Source organism: Ferribacterium limneticum, from assembly GCF_020510625.1.
GTDB lineage: Bacteria > Pseudomonadota > Gammaproteobacteria > Burkholderiales > Rhodocyclaceae > Azonexus > Azonexus limneticus_A.
The window spans coordinates 3,814,681-3,832,054 of record NZ_CP075191.1; the positions used below are offsets into that span (position 1 = coordinate 3,814,681).

Below are 17,374 nucleotides of genomic sequence, written 5' to 3' on the forward strand. Positions count from 1 at the left end.
GCGCATTATTTCCAGTCGACCGCACTAATCCCTGTTGGCTGCCTTAGTCCATATCAACTGATTCATTTCTCTTCCTCCACTACTTCCATCTGTCGTGTTGTATTCGCTCCAAGCTCAATAACCTCATCCACCGCCAGCCCCCGCGGAATCTGATGCGTAATAAACAACATCGTCACCTTCCCTTTGAGCTTGTTGATCGTTCTCGCGAAGTGCTCGGCCGTCTGCCCGTCGAGATTCGACACCGCTTCATCGAAGACCAGAATCTTCGGCCGCTTAAGCAGCGCCCGGGCAATGGCAATGCGCTGCCGCTGTCCACCCGATAGCCCGGTTCCGCGCTCCCCGATCTCCGTCTGATACCCGTCATTGAGCTTCTCGATCACCTCATGAATCTCCGCCGCCTTGCAGGCCTGGATCACGTCCTCAAAGCTGGCATGAGGATGGGCCATGACCAGATTGTCGTAGAGAGTGCCAGCGAAGAGCACGGTTTCCTGTGGCACCACACCGAAGGTTTGCCGAAGTTCGTTGGCTGCGAGGTGGCGAATATCCTTGCCATCGAGATTGATCTGCCCTTCATTCGGCTGATAGAAACCAAGCAGCAGTTTGGCCAACGTGCTTTTGCCACAGCCGGAGGGGCCCATCAACACGGTCAGGTGTCCGGGCTTCAGTGTCAGGCTGAGATTCCTGTACAACCATGGGTGGTGTTCCGAATAACGGAAGGCAAGGTGTTGTAGATCGATTCGGCCGGGGCCTTGGTTTTCTCTCGATGGCGTCAGGGTGTGGGGTTCCTGCGGCATGTCGAGAATGTCGCCCAGGCGTTTGACAGCGATATTGGCCTGCTGGAACTCCTGCCAAAGGCCAACGAGTCTCAGCAGCGGCTGACTCATCCGGCCGGCGAACATTTGAAAGGCGACCAGCATGCCGACAGTAAAGCCGTCGTTTTGCATGACCAGCAAAGCGCCGACAATCAGGATGGCTAGGGTCATCACTTGTTCGATACCATTGCTGATGACGTTGTAGGTGTTGCCGACTTGCTTGGTGGAGAAACCGGCAGCCAGATACTGCGCCAGAAAGTCGCCGTACTTCTTGTCGATATCAGCCTCCATTTGCAGGGATTTGACTGTAGCCATCCCTGAGACGTATTCAGTCAGAAAAGCCTGGTTTCTCGCGCCGAGCATGAACTGCTGATTCAGCCTGTCACGGAAGACCGGAGCGACGAAGAAACTGATGGCTGCGATGGCCCCCAGCAGGCCGACAGCGATCAACGACAGTTGCCAGCTATAGGCAAACATCACTGCCAGGAAGATGAACAGGAAGGGAAGATCGAGTACCAAGGTGACGGCCGCGCCGGAAACGAATTCCCGTATCGTTTCCACGCCATGCAGGCGGGCGACCAGTGTGCCGGTCGGACGATTCTCAAAGTACGGCAAGGGCAACCTGAGCATGTGGCGGAAGACCTGGCTCCCCAGGACCGCATCGATGCGGTTACCTGTATGGAGTACGAGATATTGCCGCAGCCAAGTCATACCGCTGGTGAAGAGCATGAACATAACCAGTGCCACACCAAGCACAATCAGCGTGCTATTTGTCTGGTGCACGACGACCTTGTCGACAATGACCTGGGTGAACAGCGGGGTGGCTAAGCCGACCAACTGGATGGCCAAGCTGGCGAGCAGGACGTCGCGCCAGATGGTCTTGTGCTTGAGAAGTTCAGGAATGAACCACTTGAAGCCGAATGATTTTTTCTCGGATTCAAAACCGGGGATATCGTCGTCTTTGCCAGTTCCAGCAGCTTCGCGAGCGACAAGGATCAGTTCCGGCTCGAACTGTTTAGCGGCCTCATCGACGGTCAGGGTTTCCGGAGATTGACTGCCACTACGAAAATAGACCAGCTTGTGCCCATCCGTTTTGAGAATGAGGACGGGAATGCTCGGGATGTCATCCTCGAGCGTTTCTTCGGGCACGGCGAGAAGAAAAGCAATGGCCGGTAGCGGGAGCTTTTGCCAGTCGGCTGGCCGTTCGGTACTACCTGTTTTGAAACCAAGCGCACGAGCGGCCTCATGGAGGGTTTCCCGCGAATAGGGCGGCGGAAAAGATTGCTCGACCAGATGCGGATCAAAAGGCAGGCGATAAAGGCTACTTAGGCTGCCGAGCAGCCACAGCACATCCTTGTTCTCCAGCACTCCCCCTGAAGTCTGCATGACCTGATTGCTTATTATGATAAGCGGGCATGATAACCTTGGGTATATGCGGCGGCAATATGCCAAACGATATATGTGTTGTGATAACCCAATTCAGGCATTCCACCAAAACCCAGTCAGGTTGAGAACCTTCTCCTTGCGATCCATTTTGAAACGGCTGACGGCGAGACGCCCAACTCTCGAGCAATCTGGCTCCGTCCAACCCCTTGGTTAATCAGCCCCTTGGCCTGATCGATTTTTACCTGAGCCGCGAGACCATGTCCGCGCTTGCCAGGGGCTGATTCTTCCTCAAGGCTAAACCAGAGTTCCGCTTGTAGGATGGTCAGGCCCCAGTGCATCGGATCCCAGTGATAGGGGTCCAATGTTTCGCGCAGGATTTCGGTGAGGGTCTCGAAATCGAGATTGAGGACACCCGTGTCGAGTTTGCGCAGGACGCACGGCGCCACGGATAACATGTCATGCAGAGTCCGTAGTTCGTCCGCGACTGCGTGGGCTTCGTACTCCCATTCAAAGATTACATCGGAGAGTGCCAGACGGCGGCGAGCCTCGCGCAACATTAAATTCCCACGCAGGAATTCCAGCTTGCCGCGTTGCTCGGCCAGGTGATGCACTTTTCTTCCAAGACGATATCGCCGGTAGGCGGCAGAGCGCTCGCTGCCCTGCGTTTGGCTTTGCGTGTGTTCGTAACAGAAGCGGGAGCCGGGTCGGGTAAAGCGAAAGCACAATTCGCAGGTGGCAACCTGTTTCCAGTGATGCGCCGACCAGCCGATCAGCGCCAACCCCCAGAGCAAGCGTTCAAGTTGCTCCAAATGGTGATGATCAGTCTGCCATATCAGTTTGTAACCATGACGTGCCGCCAGGATGGGCGACATAGGAACAATCGTCGCCAAGCTCGATTGAACGGTTTGCTGCATCTGGTGGTATTCCTGCACCGGATCACTGACTTGGCCATCCTCCACCAATAGGCGCCACAGGTCGGGGTGGCGATGCCGGCCCAGCACTCGTAATTTTCGCCAGACCAGTATTCGGGCCGGCTCGGCACGCATTGAGGGCGTTTCAAGCGTCTGATCGAGTAGATGTACCAGGGGCTGGACTAAGGCTTGGTAACAGCCAGTATCGGCGATGGGGCGGTTACGAAGTTCGGGAAACTCCCATCGCTCGTAGCTGACTTCCGCGCCGACGTCGAGGGTGGCGCGGTGCAGGGCATTCCAGCCAGCCAGGACCCAGTTTGTTTTGCGGCACCAGGCTTTTGACATTTGCTGTTTTCACACCCCATTCCGTGAAGGGAGGAATTGTACCGAGAATGCAATCCACTGAAACGCTCTGCACAGGAGGAACCATGGACTGCGAACCGATGATGGATGCCCGCAAGGTCGCCAGCTTGCTCGGCATCAGCCTGCGCACGCTCGATACCTTGGTCGCGCGTGGCGAAGCCCCGGCTTTCATTCGTATTGGTCAAATCCGCCGCTGGCGAATGGCTGAAATCACAACCTGGATCGAGGCCAGGCTCGGCACTGCAGAGCCCGGCCACCAGCCGCCATCCCCAGGCGGCATTCGTGCTGCGGGGATGCCATCCGCAAGATTCGGCGGCTAAGCGCCTACCCCATTCTCAAACCACAACCACAAGGAGCGCCGATGGCTTAAGAACTGATCTGAAATTTCCGGCCCATAAAACGCAAAACCCGAGGTGACTGCCTCGGGTTGCGCACTGCCATTTCAAGTTTGCGACTTGGAGTGTGCAGTATCAGCAACGTCCATGAAGAAGTCAAGTCATGGGCGATGGGTTTATTTATCTCGTCGTTTCGCGACAGCGAAACATGGAACCGAGGCGCTTCATGCGCCCTTCAAGGAGATATCCATGCGGATACCTGTACTTCAGCAGCGTGAGATTGCACGTCTGCATTTTCATCATCCTCAATCGGCCCGGGCGATCAGCAGGATCACCGGGGTATGTGCCAATTCGGTCGGCGAATTGCGCAAGTTGATTCAGGCCAGCGGCAAGAACTGGCCCGACATCGCCAACCTCGACGACGACCAGTGGGAACTGGCGCTTGAGACCCAAAACCGCTCCGTCGCTCAGCGTAAGGAATCACCGGATTGGTCGTGGGTCCATGAGCAGATGCAGCTCGCCGATGCGACCCGGGAGCAATTGTGGCAGGAATGGCGCGCCGAACACCCGAATGGCATCGGCCAATCACAATTCAACGAAGGCTATCGAAAATGGATTGGACAGCAACGTGTCGTCATGCGCCAGATTCACCGGCCGGGCGATAGGATGTTTACCGACTTCGCCGGGCGCAAGGTGGAGATTCGGGGCGGCCCGGGCGAGGAGGTACGCGAGGCCAATCTTTTTGTCGCTGTGATGGGCTGTTCAAGCCACACCTATCTGGAACTGGTCTGGCAGCAGAGCACGGCCTGCTGGTTGCAGGCTCAGGCGAATGCCTTCGAGTATTTCGGAGGCGTACCGAACTGGGTAGTCAGCGACAATTTGAAGGCGGCTGTGATTCGGCGCGAGAAGGAGCGGATCGTTCTCAACCCGCAATATCTGGAGTGCTTGAAGCATTACGGCACGGCGCCGATGCCGACCAAGCAACGTTCGCCGAAACAGAATGCGAAGGCCGAGGCTGGCGTCAAGATCGCGCAACGCTGGGTGCTGTTTGCGCTGCGTAATCGGGTGTTCTTTAGCCTAGAAGAGGCCAATGTCGAGATTCGGCGATTGAACGAGATGCTGAACGACAAGAACTTTTCCAAGCACGACGATACGCGGCGTAGCCGGTTCGTAGCCCTGGATGCACCGGCCCTGCGGCCGTTGCCGACCACGCGCTATGAATTGTCTGAGTGGCGTCACAGCGTGCGGGTTGGCGACGACTACCTAGTCGAGCATGGTAAATCCTTTTATTCCGTCCCTTGGCAATATCGAGGCGATCTGGTCGATCTACGCATTACCGCCAATGCGCTAGAAATTTTTCGGCGTAACAAGCGGCTGGCGACGCATAGTTTGATGGCAGAGCCCGGTGAGATTTCCCGCTACGAGGAACACATGCCGGTCGCTCATCGCCGGGTGATGGAAGGGGAACCTCACGCTTTGCTGGCTTGGGCCAAGGCTCATGGGCCGGTGGTGGAACAATTGTTCACGCATCACCTGATGGAACGACACGACCTGACCAACGGCCTGAAGGCGGCACGCAAGTTGCGGGATTTAGCGCGGGAGCATGGTGATGAGCGCTTTCTGGCCGCGTGTCGCTATGCCCAAACCTGCAACATCACCGCGTTGCGTAGCATCGAGTCGATCTTGAAGAAAAAGGCCGATTTGATGGCACAACAAGGAACTCCGCAAAAAGATCAGGACGTTCGCGAATCCCATGAGGACGTTCGTGGTCCTGAGTATTTTGGAGAAGAAGCATGAGCACGGCCCAGCAAACCTTGAACCGCCTGCGGCAACTGAAGCTCGGCGGCATGGCCGATGCCTACGAACTCCAGTTGGATCAGCCGAAACTGCATGGGACTTCTTTCGATGATCGATTGGCCATGCTGGTCGATCACGAGATGTCGAATCGCGACACACGCCGGATCCAGCGCCTGCTGCGGGGGACCGGATTTCCGGAATCTGCGGCTCTGGAGGATATCGATGACCGGGCCGGTCGTGGGGTGGAGAAGTCACTGCTGGCAACTCTGGCGGGGTGCCAGTGGATTTATCGGCACCAGAACTTGGTCATTCTGGGGGCAACCGGCGTCGGGAAGACTTGGTTGGGATGTGCCCTGGGAACGCAAGCCTGCCGGTTGGGAATTTCAGTGCTCTATTACCGGTGTTCGCAATTATTCTCGGATATTGCGGTGGCCATGGCCGATGGTTCGATTGCCACCCTGAAGTCCCGGCTGGTCAAGCCGGCCTTGCTGATGATCGACGACTTTGGAAATGGCGAGATGAATCTGGCCGTCGGCCATATCTTGCTCGATGTCATCGATCGGCGTATGCGTTGTGGTTCTTTGCTGATCACCAGCCAGTATCCGCGGACTCAATGGCATGGGCTGTTTCCTGACCCGACGCTGGCGGATGCGGTTCTGGATCGCGTGGTGCATCAGTCGCACCAGATGCATCTGAAGGGAGAGTCGATGCGCAAGATGTTGGCGAAGGAGCGGATGGCTACGGAGTAAGCCCGGACGCGAAATGATGCTCACGGGTAGCAATGCTCGTGAGCATCACTTTTTATAGATGCTCGTGGTACCGGGCTTGATGCCGTTGCTCACGGCCATCGGGCAATCTGCTCATGGGGAACTGGGCGAACTGCTCACCTCGAACCGGTTTGGGTGCTCGTGAAAATCCGGCGTCAACAAATCGAAATGTCCGCTCAGCGCTTTTATCAAACCGTTGCATCCACCGGTTGAATCCGCAGCTACAAAGCAGATTTTGGAATACATCGGGGCTAGGACCGCTTTGGCCGAGAAGTTGCCTGATCAAGACGGGGAAAAATTTGATCCGTTCTCCACCAAAAGCGAAAGAATTATGGACAGAGAAAACATACAAACACGCTGAAAGCATTGGCTGGCGAGTGTTTCAGCGATCCAAAAATTCAGAACTAAGTGCAAATAGTTCGAAACTCGGTGAGAACCGACACTCAGAAAAGGAAGGCAAGTCGCAGGAACAAAAGCAATCATCGCGAAACTTTTTTCAGGCTTAGCACTCTTATGCAGCGAGTGCTAAAATGAAGTTGTAACTTGAAGGAGAAAATTACGCTATGACCTACGCCTTGGCGCTTCCCATCCCCTCGTCAGTTGGAAACATTGATGCCTATATCCAGGCAGCGAATCGTTATCCCATGCTGACCGAGGCCGAGGAGTCCCGGCTGGCCGAGCGTCTCCACAATGATGGCGATGTGGAGGCCGCGCGTCAGCTTGTGCTCTCACATCTACGCCTCGTGATCTCCATTGCCCGCGGCTACCTGGGTTACGGCCTGCCGCATGCCGACCTGATTCAGGAAGGCAACATCGGCCTGATGAAGGCGGTCAAGCGCTTCGACCCGTCGCGCGGTGTGCGTCTGGTGTCCTTTGCCATGCACTGGATCAAGGCCGAAATTCACGAGTACATCCTGAAGAACTGGCGCCTGGTCAAGGTGGCAACGACCAAGGCCCAGCGCAAGCTGTTCTTCAACCTGCGCAGCATGAAGAGCGGCTACGAGGGCGTCGATACGCTATCCGGCACGCAGGCGGCCGAAGTCGCCGCCCGCCTCGGCGTCAAACAGGATGAAGTGGTCGAGATGGAAACCCGCCTGTCCGGTCGCGATATTGCGCTGGAAGGCAATCCGGACGACGGCGACGAAGCCTTCGCCCCGATCGACTATCTGGCCGACTCGCGCTACGAGCCGACCCGCGTTCTGGAAAACAAGGCGCTGGCCTACCAGCAGAACGAAGGCCTGCACGCCGCGCTGGAAGGGCTCGACCCGCGCAGCCGCCGCATCATCGAAGCGCGCTGGCTGCATGATGGCGAAGCGGCAACGCTGCATGATCTGGCCGCCGAATTTGATGTTTCCGCCGAGCGGATTCGCCAGATTGAGGTCAAGGCACTGCAAAAAATGCGCGGCGTGCTCGCTGCCGCTTGACAATCACGCGTTGCCAACACAAAAGGGGAGCCTCGGCTCCCCTTTGCTTTTGCTGCGCAGCCGTTCAGTTCTTTTTCTTGGCGCCTGCTTTGCTGCCCTTGGCCGCGATATCGCCCTTGAAATCATTTTCAACCAGCGGCGGCGCATCGACCTGCGGTACGTGACACTGCGTGCAGTTGTGGCGTAGCGCCGAGCTCTCCGGCAGCACCTTGCCTTCACGATCCCGGAAGTGGCTGTCACCGATTTTCGGCGCTTTCTTCTTCTGGTAATTGGCCGTGCTGTGGCAGGTCAGACACTGGTTTTCTTCCAGCGTGATTTCGTCAAAGTTCTCAACCGCGTGCGGGATCACCGGCGGCTGGCTGTTGAAGGTACGCGCCACCTTTTCCTGCCCTCCAGGTTTCCCCCCGAGGTATTTCTTGGCCTCGGGAGCCTGGTCGACGGCCGCGACATCGGCCCCGCGCATCGGTTTCGGCGACTCCTGCGCCAAGGCAGGCGAGGCGAAGGCCCAGCAGGCGACGGATGCCAGAACGGCACAGGACAGCTTCAGGGTTTGTTTCATGATGGGCGCTCCTCCTCTAAGACTCGAACATCACTTGGCTTCGGACTGTACCGTCATGGCAACCGTCGAGGCCGGGTTATTGGTACGCAATCCGAAGGTAAAGACATCCTTCGAGCAGACATCGATGCAACGACCACAGTTGGTGCAACTTGGCGCCAGGATGACCGGGCCAACGCCCTTTCCCTCCCCCTTCAGGGCCGGGCGTATGACCTGCGGTTCCGGGCAGACTTCGAAACAATCCATGCAATCGTTGCACGCCGCACGCTTGGTAGCCGTCACACGCAGTGGACTCCACCGGCCGATCAGGCTGTAGAAGGCGCCGACCGGGCACAGGCGGCCGCACCAGCCACGGCTCATCACGAACAGGTCGAACAGGAAAATGGCGATGACGATCATCCACGCCGTGCCAAGGCCGAAGATCAACCCGCGATGCAGCATCGACACCGGATTGATCAGTTCCCACAGCACCACGCCGGTCACGGCGGAGCCGACCAGCGTCATGCCGAGAATCCAGTAGCGCGTGCGGGCCGACAGGCTACTCGCCCCCTTGATGCCTAGGCGGTCACGCAGCCAGCCGGCAGCATCGGTCACAACATTGACCGGGCAGACCCAACTGCAATAAACCCGGCCGCCGACCAGCAAATAGAAGACCAAAGCGATGCCGACGCCAATCAGGCCCAGCTTTTCCGGCACATGGCCGCTCATCAGCGATTGCAGGGCGACGTAGGGATCGGTCAGCGGCAGGATGTTCAGCGTGTAGCTGTAATTGAGGTTGCCCTTGACGATCCAGATGCCGGCCAATGGCCCGAGCAAAAACAGCGCAAGGATGCTGAACTGGGACAGGCGGCGCAGGATCAGCCACTTGTGTGCCCCAAACCAGCCTTTTTCCTCAACAGCTTCGGCGCCGATGCGTTTCTTGTTGGCTATCTGGCTCATGGCTTGCCCCCCAATCCGGGTGGCGTGCTCGGGATGACACCCGCCTCGCTACCGGCCATGCCACGCATCGATTCGGTTTGACCTGAGGCCGGATCGTAGTGACCGGGCAAAACAGCGCCCTCGGGCACGCGGTCAGGCAGATCGATCATCTTGGATTCATCGATCAGCGATTGGCCGGCCTTCTTCTGTTCATCCCAGCCGACGCGATAGTGGTGACCGAGTTCGCCCTTGGCCAGCTTGGGCGGCAGGACACGAATGGCGGACTCTTCCAGTACGCACGACTTCTCGCATTTGCCACAGCCGGTGCAATGCTCGGAATGGACGGTCGGCAGGAACATGGCATGACGACCGGTGCGCGTATTGGGCACCATGTCGAGCGTGATTGCCTTGTCGATGACCGGGCAAACGCGGTAGCAGACGTCGCAGCGCAGGCCGAGGAAATTCAGGCAGGTTTCGTGGTCGATCAGCACCGCCACGCCCATCTTGGCTTTGTTGATGTCGGTCAGCGCATGGTCCAGCGCCTTGGTCGGGCAGGCCTTGACGCAAGGGATGTCGTCGCACATCTCACACGGAATATTCCGCGCATTGAAGAACGGCGTACCGGTGGCAACCGGCGTTTCCGGCTTGGCCAGTTCCAGGGTGTTGTAGGGGCAATCGCGGACGCATAGCCCGCAACGTATGCATGCCCCCAGGAAATCGTCCTCGGGCAGCGCTCCGGGCGGCCGCAGGGCAAGGGCCGGCAAGGCCTTCGATTGCTTGGCATAGAGGCCCAGACCCAGGCCCAGCATGCCGACGCCGCACGCCATGCGGGCGGTGTCGAACATGAACTGGCGGCGGGCGGCGCTGCTTTTTGGGGTGTCGCTTTTCATCTCTTTCTCATCGTTCGGTTATGTCGGCCACGGGCGGGCCCCTTTCCCACCCGTTTCCGACACTCCCTGATTGCCTCGGTTGATTCGTTTATGCCTTGACGACCTTGCAGGCGCATTTCTTGTAGTCGGTCTCTTTCGAGATCGGACAGGTCGCATCCAGCGTCAGCTTGTTGACCAGACGATGCTCGTCGAAGAAGGGCGCGAAGACCAGCCCGACCGGCGGCTTGTTGCGTCCCTTGGTTTCGACGCGCAACTGGATTTCGCCGCGGCGGGTCGACAGCTTGACCACGTCGTTGCGGGCCAGGCCGCGCTTCTTGGCATCTTCCGGGTGCATGTAAACCACGGCATCCGGCATTGCCTTGTACAACTCGGGAACGCGGCGGGTCATCGAACCGGTATGCCAGTGTTCGAGCACGCGACCGGTGCAAAGCCAGAGGTCGTAATCGGCATCAGGCATTTCGGCTGCTGGCTGGTAGGGCAGCGCGAAAGCGATCGCCTTGCCGTCCGGGTAACCGTAGAAACGCACGCCTTCGCCCTTCGGCACATAGGTGTCGTAGCCCTCGCGGAAGCGCCACAGCGTTTCCTTGCCATCGACCACCGGCCAGCGCAGGCCACGCGCCTTGTGATAGACGTCGAAATTGGCCAGGTCATGCGCCTTGCCACGGCCAAAGCTGGCGTATTCCTCGAACAAGCCTTTCTGCACGTAGAAACCGAAGGCCTGGGACTCGTCGTTCATGTAGTCCTTGATGCCGTGGGCGTTGACCTTCTTCACCTCGTCCAGCCCGAACTTGTTGACCTGGCCGTTGGCAAAGAGCACGTCGTAAAGGGTCTTGCCCTTGTATTCGGGATTCTTGTCGAGCAACTCGGCCGGCCACACTTCCTCGACCTTGAAGCGCTTCGAGAACTCCATGTACTGCCACAGATCGGACTTGCCCTCGCCCGGCGCCTTGACCTGCTGGCGCCACATCTGGCCGCGGCGCTCGGCATTGCCGTACATGCCTTCCTTCTCCATCCACATGGCGCAGGGCAGGATCAAATCGGAGGACATGGCGGAGACGGTCGGATAAACGTCGGAAACCACCACGAAGGCCTTGGGATTGCGCCAACCCGGGTAGATTTCATCATTGACGTTCGGCCCGGCTTGCATGTTGTTGGTCGTCGACGTCCAGTAGAAGCCGAGCTTGCCGTCCTTCAGCGCCCGGCTCTGGGCCACGGCGTGCAGGCCGATCCAGTCGGGGATCGTACCGGCTGGCAGCTTCCACAGCTTTTCGGACAATTCGCGGTGCTTGGGATTCATCACCACCATGTCGGCCGGCAGGCGATGGGCGAAGGTGCCCACTTCGCGTGCCGTACCGCACGCTGACGGCTGACCGGTCAGCGAGAACGGCCCGTTGCCCGGCTCGGAAATCTTGCCGACCAGCAGGTGCACGTTGTAGATCATGTTGTTCACCCAGGTACCCCGGGTGTGCTGGTTAAAGCCCATGGTCCAGTAGGAAACGACCTTGACCTTCGGGTCGGCGTAGGCCTTGGCCAGCGCTTCGAGATTTTCCTTGGGCACACCGGAAATTTCGTGCGCCTTGTCCAGCGTGTATTCGGAGACGAAGGCGGCAAACTCGTCGAAAGTCATCGGCGCTGAGTTGTTCGGATTGCCCTTCGGTTTGCCATCCTCGCCCGGGTAGCCGTTGTTCATGGCGACCTTTTCCAGCGGGTGATTCGGGCGCAGGCCGTAGCCGATGTCGGTCACGCCCTTGGCGAACTTGACGTGCTTGGCGACGAAATCCTTGTTGACCGCACCGGTCGTGATGATGTGATTACAGATGTAGTTGAGGATGGCCAGGTCGGACTGCGGCTTGAAGATCAGCGTGTTGTCGGCCAGCTCGCAGGAGCGGTGGCTGAAGGTGGACAACACATGCACCTTGACGTGCTTGGCACTGAGCCGGCGATCGGTGATGCGCGACCAGAGGATCGGGTGCATCTCGGCCATGTTCGAGCCCCACAGCGCGAAAACGTCGGCGTGCTCGGCGTCGTCATAGCAACCCATCGGCTCGTCGATGCCGAAGGTGCGCATGAAGCCGGCAACGGCCGAGGCCATGCAGTGGCGGGCGTTGGGGTCGAGGTTGTTGGTGCGGAAGCCGGCCTTCATCAGCTTGGCGGCGGCGTAGCCTTCCCACACGGTCCACTGGCCGGAGCCGAACATGGCGATATTGCGCGGCCCGCCTTCCTTGAGTGCGGCCTTGCACTTCTCTTCCATGATGTCGAGCGCCTGGGTCCAGGTGATCGGCTTGAAGTCGCCATTCTTGTCGTACTTGCCGTCCTTCATGCGCAACATCGGCGACATCAGGCGGTCTTTGCCGTATTGAATCTTCGAGAGGAAATAGCCCTTGATGCAGTTCAGGCCGCGATTGACCGGTGCATCCGGATCGCCCTGGGTGGCCACGACACGGCCTTCCTTGACGCCGACCAGCACACCGCAACCGGTACCGCAGTAACGGCAGACGCCCTTGTCCCAACGGACACCGTCATCCTTGCCCTTTTGCTGCGCCTGAACGAGGCCGGGAACTGCAATCCCCGCCGTCGCAGCTGCTGCAGCCACCGCATTGCTCTTGATGAAATCACGCCGGGTCAGTTTCACTTGCAGCATCTCAGGCCTCCTCGTCTGGATCGGATTCGTATTGGTGATACACCAGCGAGGCCGAGAGAACTCCCGGCATCTGGCGTATTTCCTCAAAGATTTCGACTGTGGCGCCTTCAGAGGCTGTCTCGATGGAAACGATCATCCGCCCATCTTCGGCTACGGCATGAACCCCAACCCCGGCAAGAAGCCGCAATTGCGCGGCCACTTGATCTGCATCCGTCGGCAATACGCCGAGGATCAGGCTGGAGATATTGACTCCTTCAGAGACCTTCATGTCCATACAACGCCCAGTCAGTTTGATGTCAGCCAGCGCAATCTACGCCCATAAGCCGGCGCTTCTTTAGCGCACATCAAAATGACGGAAATACCCCTAAATTTATTACAGGTATGTTGACGACTATCAAGTGCGCAGAAGCACCCGGCGCGCGTTGGCGGTAGTCGCCGACATTATCTCGGCCCGGCTGAGGCTGCGCAGTTCGGCCAAGACATCGGCAATACGGGCCAATTCAGCCGGCGAGTTGCGCCCGCCGTTCAGCCAGGCGGGCGGAATGTCCGGCGCGTCGGTTTCAAGAACGATGGATTCGAGCAGCAAGCTTTTCGCCAGTTCCCGGATACGCGTCGAACCGCTGAACGTCATCGCCCCGCCGAAACCCAGCACAAAGCCCAGCTTGATGAACTCGTCGGCCTGCTGAGCGCTGCCATTGAAGGCATGAGCAATCCCACCGCGGACGCGGATGCGGCGCAATTGTTTGAGGATGGGATCGACGGCCCGCCGGACATGCAGCAGTACCGGCAGGTCGAATTCGCGCGCCAGCTTCAGTTGCTCGACAAAGAAGAATTCCTGACGAGCCGGATCGATGTCGCCGACAAAAAGGTCCAGACCAATTTCACCCACAGCGACTGGCCGCTCCCGCGCCAGCCAGTCGCGCAGCAGTGCCAGATCACCTTCCTGGGCCTGCATGACAAGCATCGGGTGAATGCCGTAGGCGGCAAGGCAGCCGGCGTAACGTTCGACCGTCGCCTTGGTCTTTTCGAACCCCGCTACCGCCACCGCCGGTACGACGATACGCTCGACCCCCACCGCCAGTGCCGCCGCATGCACAGCATCACGATCAGCGTCGAACTCGGCTGCATCGAGATGGCAGTGCGTGTCGATCAGCATCGCAGGAAGGGGAAATCCGGATCGGGCAGGGTGCCGCTCATCAACTCGGCCAACGAGGCCGCCGAGCCGCAGGCCATCGTCCACCCCAGCGTGCCGTGGCCGGTATTGAGCCACAGGTTGCGATAGCGGGTCTGGCCGATATACGGCACGTTCGATGGGGTGGCCGGACGCAAGCCGCACCACATGGCCGGTTCGCCAAGAATTTCCAGACGCGGGAAAAGCTGGCGAGTACGATCAATCAGGGCCTGGCAGCGGACCTGGTTGAGTTCGAGGTTATAGCCATTGAATTCAGCAGTACCGGCAATGCGCAGGCGATTACCGAGCCGGGAAAAGACCAGCTTGCGCTCGTCGTCGGTCAGGCTGACCGTCGGCGCCAGCGAACCTTCGGCCAGCGTCAGCGTGGCCGAATAGCCCTTGGCCGGATAGACCGGCAGGCCGACCCCGATTGGTTTGAGCAACAAGGGCGAATAGCTGCCGAGGGCGACGACATAGGCATCGGCCGTCAGCAGTTCGCTGCCCCCTTCACCGCGCACCAGCACCCCGGCGATCTTGCTGCCACCCGGCGCGATCTGCTCGACGCTCAGGCCAAAGCGAAAATCAACGCCGGCGGCTTGAGCCCGTTCAGCCAGGGCACAGGTAAATTTGTGGGCATCACCGGATTCGTCCGAACGCGTGTAGTCGCCACCGACCAGCAGATGCCGCGCCCCGGCTAGGGCCGGTTCAATTTCCAGGCATTTGTCGACATCGACCGTGTCACGATCGAGCCCGAACTGGCGCATGACACGCGCCGCCTTGATCGCCGCTGAAAGCTCGGCGCGATCAGTGTAGATATGCAGAATGCCGCGTTCGAGATGATCGTATTGCAGCCCCAGCTCTTCGCGCAGGGCCTGCAGCCGTCCCCGGCTGTAAAGAGCCATGGCGACGATGGCGGCGATGTTGCGCCGGGTCCGGCCGGGCAAGCATTCACCGAGAAAGCGCAAACCCCAGGCCAACTGGGCCGGGTCGGCCCGCCAGCGCCACAACAGCGGGGCATCCTCACGCCCAAGCCACTTGAGGACGCGCGGCAGGACATGCGGATTGGCCCACGGTTCGGCATGCGAAACCGAGATCTGGCCGCCGTTGGCGAAGCTGGTTTCATTACCGGCCACCGGCTGACGGTCGACCACTGTGACCTGGTGCCCGGCTCGAGCGAGATACCACGCGCTCGTTGTGCCGACAACGCCGGCACCCAGCACGAGCACTCTCAAGTGTCGCCTCCCCTTTCACGGGTAATCCGGGTCACCTCCGGAATATGGCGCATGCCGCGCATCACGGCTGCCAGGTGGTTGCGGTGGGCGACCTGGATGGTAAAACGCAAGGAGGTGAACAGGCGTTCCGGGTCGGCATCCATGGCGACATGCTCGATATTCGAACCCGCTTCGGCAATCGCCGCGGCCACCTGGGCCAGCACGCCGCGCGCATTCTTGACCTCGACTGTGATGCGAATATCGAACAGCTTGCCCTCTTCGGGCTCCCATTCGACATCGATCCACTTCTGCGGCTCGGACGAACGTGACTTGCGTATGGCCGGACAGTCGTGGGTATGAATGACCAGGCCACTGCCCTTCTTGATCGAACCGATGATCGGATCGCCCGGAATCGGCTGGCAGCAACGCGCCAGCTGGATGGCCATGCCCTCGGTCCCGTGGATGGCCAGCGTCATGCTGCTCGGCGAATCGTGCGACATGTCTTCGCGCGCCAGCAGTCGGCGGGCGACGACCGAAGGAAGCCGTTTACCGAGGCCGATATCGGTGTAAATCTCTTCCATCGACTTCTGGCCACCGGACTTGACCAGTTGATCCCAGGCATCGGTCGGAATCGAGATCGGCACAACGCCGAGCGACAGCAGTTCCTGGCGCAGCAGGCGCTCGCCAAGGCGGGCCGATTCCTCATTCTGCATGGTGCGCAGGAAATGGCGGATCTTGCTGCGCGCCCGGCCGGTCTTGACGTAGGTCAGCCAAACCGGATTGGGCGTGGCCTGGCCGGAGGTAATGATCTCGACCAGATCGCCATTGCGCAACTCGGTGCGCAGCGGTGAAAGCTCATGATTGATCCGCGCTGCCGAACAGTGATGGCCCACGTCGGTGTGCACCGCGTAGGCAAAATCGACCACGGTCGCCCCGTGCGGCATGGCCATGATCTTGCCCTTGGGCGTGAAGACATAGACCTCGTCAGGGAAGAGGTCGATCTTGACGTTCTCGAAGAACTCCGACGAATCGCTGGTCTGCATTTCGAGCAGCGACTGCAGCCACTTGTGCGTCTTGATCTGCAGATCGGCGCTGCTCTCGTCCATGTCCTTGTACAGCCAGTGCGCCGCCACACCCTCCTGCGCCACATTGTGCATTTCGCGGGTCCGGATCTGGACTTCGACCGGCGTACCGTAGGGGCCGATCAGCGTCGTGTGCAGCGACTGGTAGCCGTTGGCCTTGGGGATCGCGATGTAGTCCTTGAACTTGCCGGGCACCGGCTTGAACAGGCTGTGCAGGGCGCCAAGCGCCAGATAGCAGGTCGGCACGTTATCGACCACGACGCGGAAACCGTAGATATCGAGCACCTGCGAAAACGACAGGTGCTTTTCCTTCATCTTGCGGAAAATGGAATAGAGGCTCTTCTCGCGGCCGAAAACCTCGGCCCGCAAACCGGCGTGCTGAAGTTTTTCCTGAATGCCGTCGAGAATCTGGGTCAGCAACTCCCGACGGTTACCGCGTGCCGCACTGAGCGCCTTGGACAGTACCTCGGCGCGATGCGGATGGATCAGCTCGAACGACGTATCCTGCAACTCGCGGTAAAGCTTGTTCAAGCCCAGCCGGAGGGCAATCGGCGCGTAGATTTCCAGCGTTTCACGGGCAATGCGGGCGCGCTTGTCGGCGCGCATGGCCGACATTGTCGCCAGGTTGTGCTGGCGGTCGGCGAGCTTGATCAGCACGACGCGCAAATCGCGCGCCATGGCCATCAGCATCTTGCGGAAATTTTCGGCCTGCGCCTCCTGATAGGAAGCGAACTCCATCTTGTCGAGCTTGGAAAGGCCATCGACCAGCTCAGCGACTTCCTTGCCGAACTTTTCGGCCAGTTCGTGCTTGGTGGCGCCGGTATCTTCCAGCACGTCGTGCAGAAGCGCGGCAGCGACCGCATCGGCATCCATCCGCCACTCGACCACCGCACCGGCCACGGCCAGCGGATGGGTAATGTAGGGTTCCCCGGACATGCGCCGCTGACTGGCGTGCGCGCGGGCTGCGTAGGCATACGCAGCCTTGATTCTCTCTACATCAACGGGGGGGAGGTACTCGAGACTATCGAGGAAGACCTGGTAGGCAGCTTCCTCATAAGCAGGCGGTTGAGTTGACGGTACGGAACCCATCAGTCTTCACCGCCCCTGCTT

14 protein-coding genes are annotated in these 17,374 nt (G+C 59.3%); 4 read left to right on the top strand and 10 right to left on the bottom strand.

Going from position 1 to position 17,374, the window contains the following annotated elements; translation table 11 throughout:
• Positions 1-62 precede the first annotated feature (62 nt).
• Positions 63-2,264, bottom strand: a complete 2,202-nt coding sequence (locus KI617_RS18300) for a peptidase domain-containing ABC transporter (protein ID WP_226448757.1) — start codon at positions 2,262-2,264, stop codon at positions 63-65.
• Positions 2,265-2,314: 50 nt separating this feature from the next.
• Positions 2,315-3,454 carry a helix-turn-helix domain-containing protein gene (locus tag KI617_RS18305; RefSeq protein ID WP_226448759.1) on the bottom strand — a complete coding sequence of 380 codons (1,140 nt, stop codon included), beginning with the start codon at positions 3,452-3,454 and terminating at the stop codon, positions 2,315-2,317.
• Positions 3,455-3,537: 83 nt separating this feature from the next.
• On the opposite strand from KI617_RS18305, the gene KI617_RS18310 reads away from it, so the two are divergent.
• The 4 genes from KI617_RS18310 (at position 3,538) to rpoH (ending at position 7,795) form a co-directional block, all read left to right on the top strand.
• Positions 3,538-3,792, top strand: a complete 255-nt coding sequence (locus KI617_RS18310; protein ID WP_226448761.1) for a helix-turn-helix transcriptional regulator — start codon at positions 3,538-3,540, stop codon at positions 3,790-3,792.
• A gap of 162 nt (positions 3,793-3,954) precedes the next feature.
• Complete coding sequence (gene istA / locus KI617_RS18315) at positions 3,955-5,604, top strand: IS21 family transposase (RefSeq protein ID WP_226448763.1); 1,650 nt, start codon at positions 3,955-3,957, stop codon at positions 5,602-5,604.
• Positions 5,601-6,353: an IS21-like element helper ATPase IstB gene (istB, locus tag KI617_RS18320; protein ID WP_226448765.1), complete on the top strand. Its 753-nt coding sequence runs from the start codon at positions 5,601-5,603 to the stop codon at positions 6,351-6,353. The genes istA and istB overlap by 4 nt, the downstream gene beginning before the upstream one ends.
• 581 nt (positions 6,354-6,934) lie before the next feature.
• A complete protein-coding gene (gene rpoH / locus KI617_RS18325; RefSeq protein ID WP_226448767.1) occupies positions 6,935-7,795 on the top strand; it encodes an RNA polymerase sigma factor RpoH in 861 nt (286 codons plus the stop codon).
• Between the two features lie 64 nt (positions 7,796-7,859).
• Here rpoH and KI617_RS18330 read toward each other — a convergent pair whose 3' ends face one another.
• The 8 genes from KI617_RS18330 to KI617_RS18365 all read right to left on the bottom strand — a co-directional run bounded on the left by KI617_RS18330 (position 7,860) and on the right by KI617_RS18365 (position 17,353).
• A complete protein-coding gene (locus KI617_RS18330) occupies positions 7,860-8,354 on the bottom strand; it encodes a nitrate reductase cytochrome c-type subunit (RefSeq protein WP_226448769.1) in 495 nt (164 codons plus the stop codon).
• A 30-nt stretch (positions 8,355-8,384) separates the two neighbouring features.
• Positions 8,385-9,290: a quinol dehydrogenase ferredoxin subunit NapH gene (gene napH / locus KI617_RS18335; RefSeq protein WP_226448771.1), complete on the bottom strand. Its 906-nt coding sequence runs from the start codon at positions 9,288-9,290 to the stop codon at positions 8,385-8,387.
• Complete coding sequence (napG, locus tag KI617_RS18340; RefSeq protein WP_226448773.1) at positions 9,287-10,159, bottom strand: ferredoxin-type protein NapG; 873 nt, start codon at positions 10,157-10,159, stop codon at positions 9,287-9,289. The genes napH and napG overlap by 4 nt, the downstream gene beginning before the upstream one ends.
• Positions 10,160-10,247: 88 nt before the next feature.
• A complete protein-coding gene (gene napA, locus KI617_RS18345; protein WP_404826748.1) occupies positions 10,248-12,800 on the bottom strand; it encodes a nitrate reductase catalytic subunit NapA in 2,553 nt (850 codons plus the stop codon).
• 1 nt (position 12,801) lies between these two features.
• Complete coding sequence (locus tag KI617_RS18350; protein ID WP_226448775.1) at positions 12,802-13,074, bottom strand: chaperone NapD; 273 nt, start codon at positions 13,072-13,074, stop codon at positions 12,802-12,804.
• 120 nt (positions 13,075-13,194) lie between these two features.
• A complete protein-coding gene (locus KI617_RS18355) occupies positions 13,195-13,956 on the bottom strand; it encodes a TatD family hydrolase (RefSeq protein ID WP_226448777.1) in 762 nt (253 codons plus the stop codon).
• Positions 13,950-15,203 (bottom strand): D-amino acid dehydrogenase, encoded by a 1,254-nt coding sequence (locus KI617_RS18360; RefSeq protein WP_226448779.1) that lies wholly within the window; start codon positions 15,201-15,203, stop codon positions 13,950-13,952. Before KI617_RS18360 ends, KI617_RS18355 begins: the two co-directional genes overlap by 7 nt.
• The gene (locus KI617_RS18365) at positions 15,200-17,353 is read right to left on the bottom strand and encodes a RelA/SpoT family protein (RefSeq protein ID WP_226448781.1); all 2,154 of its coding nucleotides are present in this window, start codon (positions 17,351-17,353) and stop codon (positions 15,200-15,202) included. Before KI617_RS18365 ends, KI617_RS18360 begins: the two co-directional genes overlap by 4 nt.
• Positions 17,354-17,374 lie beyond the last annotated feature (21 nt).

What these genes read in the sequence shown, in the direction of transcription:
- KI617_RS18305 (WP_226448759.1), bottom strand. Translation starts at nt 3,454, where the DNA reads ATGTCAAAAGCCTGGTGCCGCAAAACAAACTGGGTCCTGGCTGGCTGG.
- KI617_RS18310 (WP_226448761.1), top strand. Translation starts at nt 3,538, where the DNA reads ATGGACTGCGAACCGATGATGGATGCCCGCAAGGTCGCCAGCTTGCTC.
- istA (WP_226448763.1), top strand. Translation starts at nt 3,955, where the DNA reads ATGAAGAAGTCAAGTCATGGGCGATGGGTTTATTTATCTCGTCGTTTC.
- istB (WP_226448765.1), top strand. Translation starts at nt 5,601, where the DNA reads ATGAGCACGGCCCAGCAAACCTTGAACCGCCTGCGGCAACTGAAGCTC.
- rpoH (WP_226448767.1), top strand. Translation starts at nt 6,935, where the DNA reads ATGACCTACGCCTTGGCGCTTCCCATCCCCTCGTCAGTTGGAAACATT.
- KI617_RS18330 (WP_226448769.1), bottom strand. Translation starts at nt 8,354, where the DNA reads ATGAAACAAACCCTGAAGCTGTCCTGTGCCGTTCTGGCATCCGTCGCC.
- napH (WP_226448771.1), bottom strand. Translation starts at nt 9,290, where the DNA reads ATGAGCCAGATAGCCAACAAGAAACGCATCGGCGCCGAAGCTGTTGAG.
- napG (WP_226448773.1), bottom strand. Translation starts at nt 10,159, where the DNA reads ATGAAAAGCGACACCCCAAAAAGCAGCGCCGCCCGCCGCCAGTTCATG.
- napA (WP_404826748.1), bottom strand. Translation starts at nt 12,800, where the DNA reads ATGCTGCAAGTGAAACTGACCCGGCGTGATTTCATCAAGAGCAATGCG.
- KI617_RS18350 (WP_226448775.1), bottom strand. Translation starts at nt 13,074, where the DNA reads ATGGACATGAAGGTCTCTGAAGGAGTCAATATCTCCAGCCTGATCCTC.
- KI617_RS18355 (WP_226448777.1), bottom strand. Translation starts at nt 13,956, where the DNA reads ATGCTGATCGACACGCACTGCCATCTCGATGCAGCCGAGTTCGACGCT.
- KI617_RS18365 (WP_226448781.1), bottom strand. Translation starts at nt 17,353, where the DNA reads ATGGGTTCCGTACCGTCAACTCAACCGCCTGCTTATGAGGAAGCTGCC.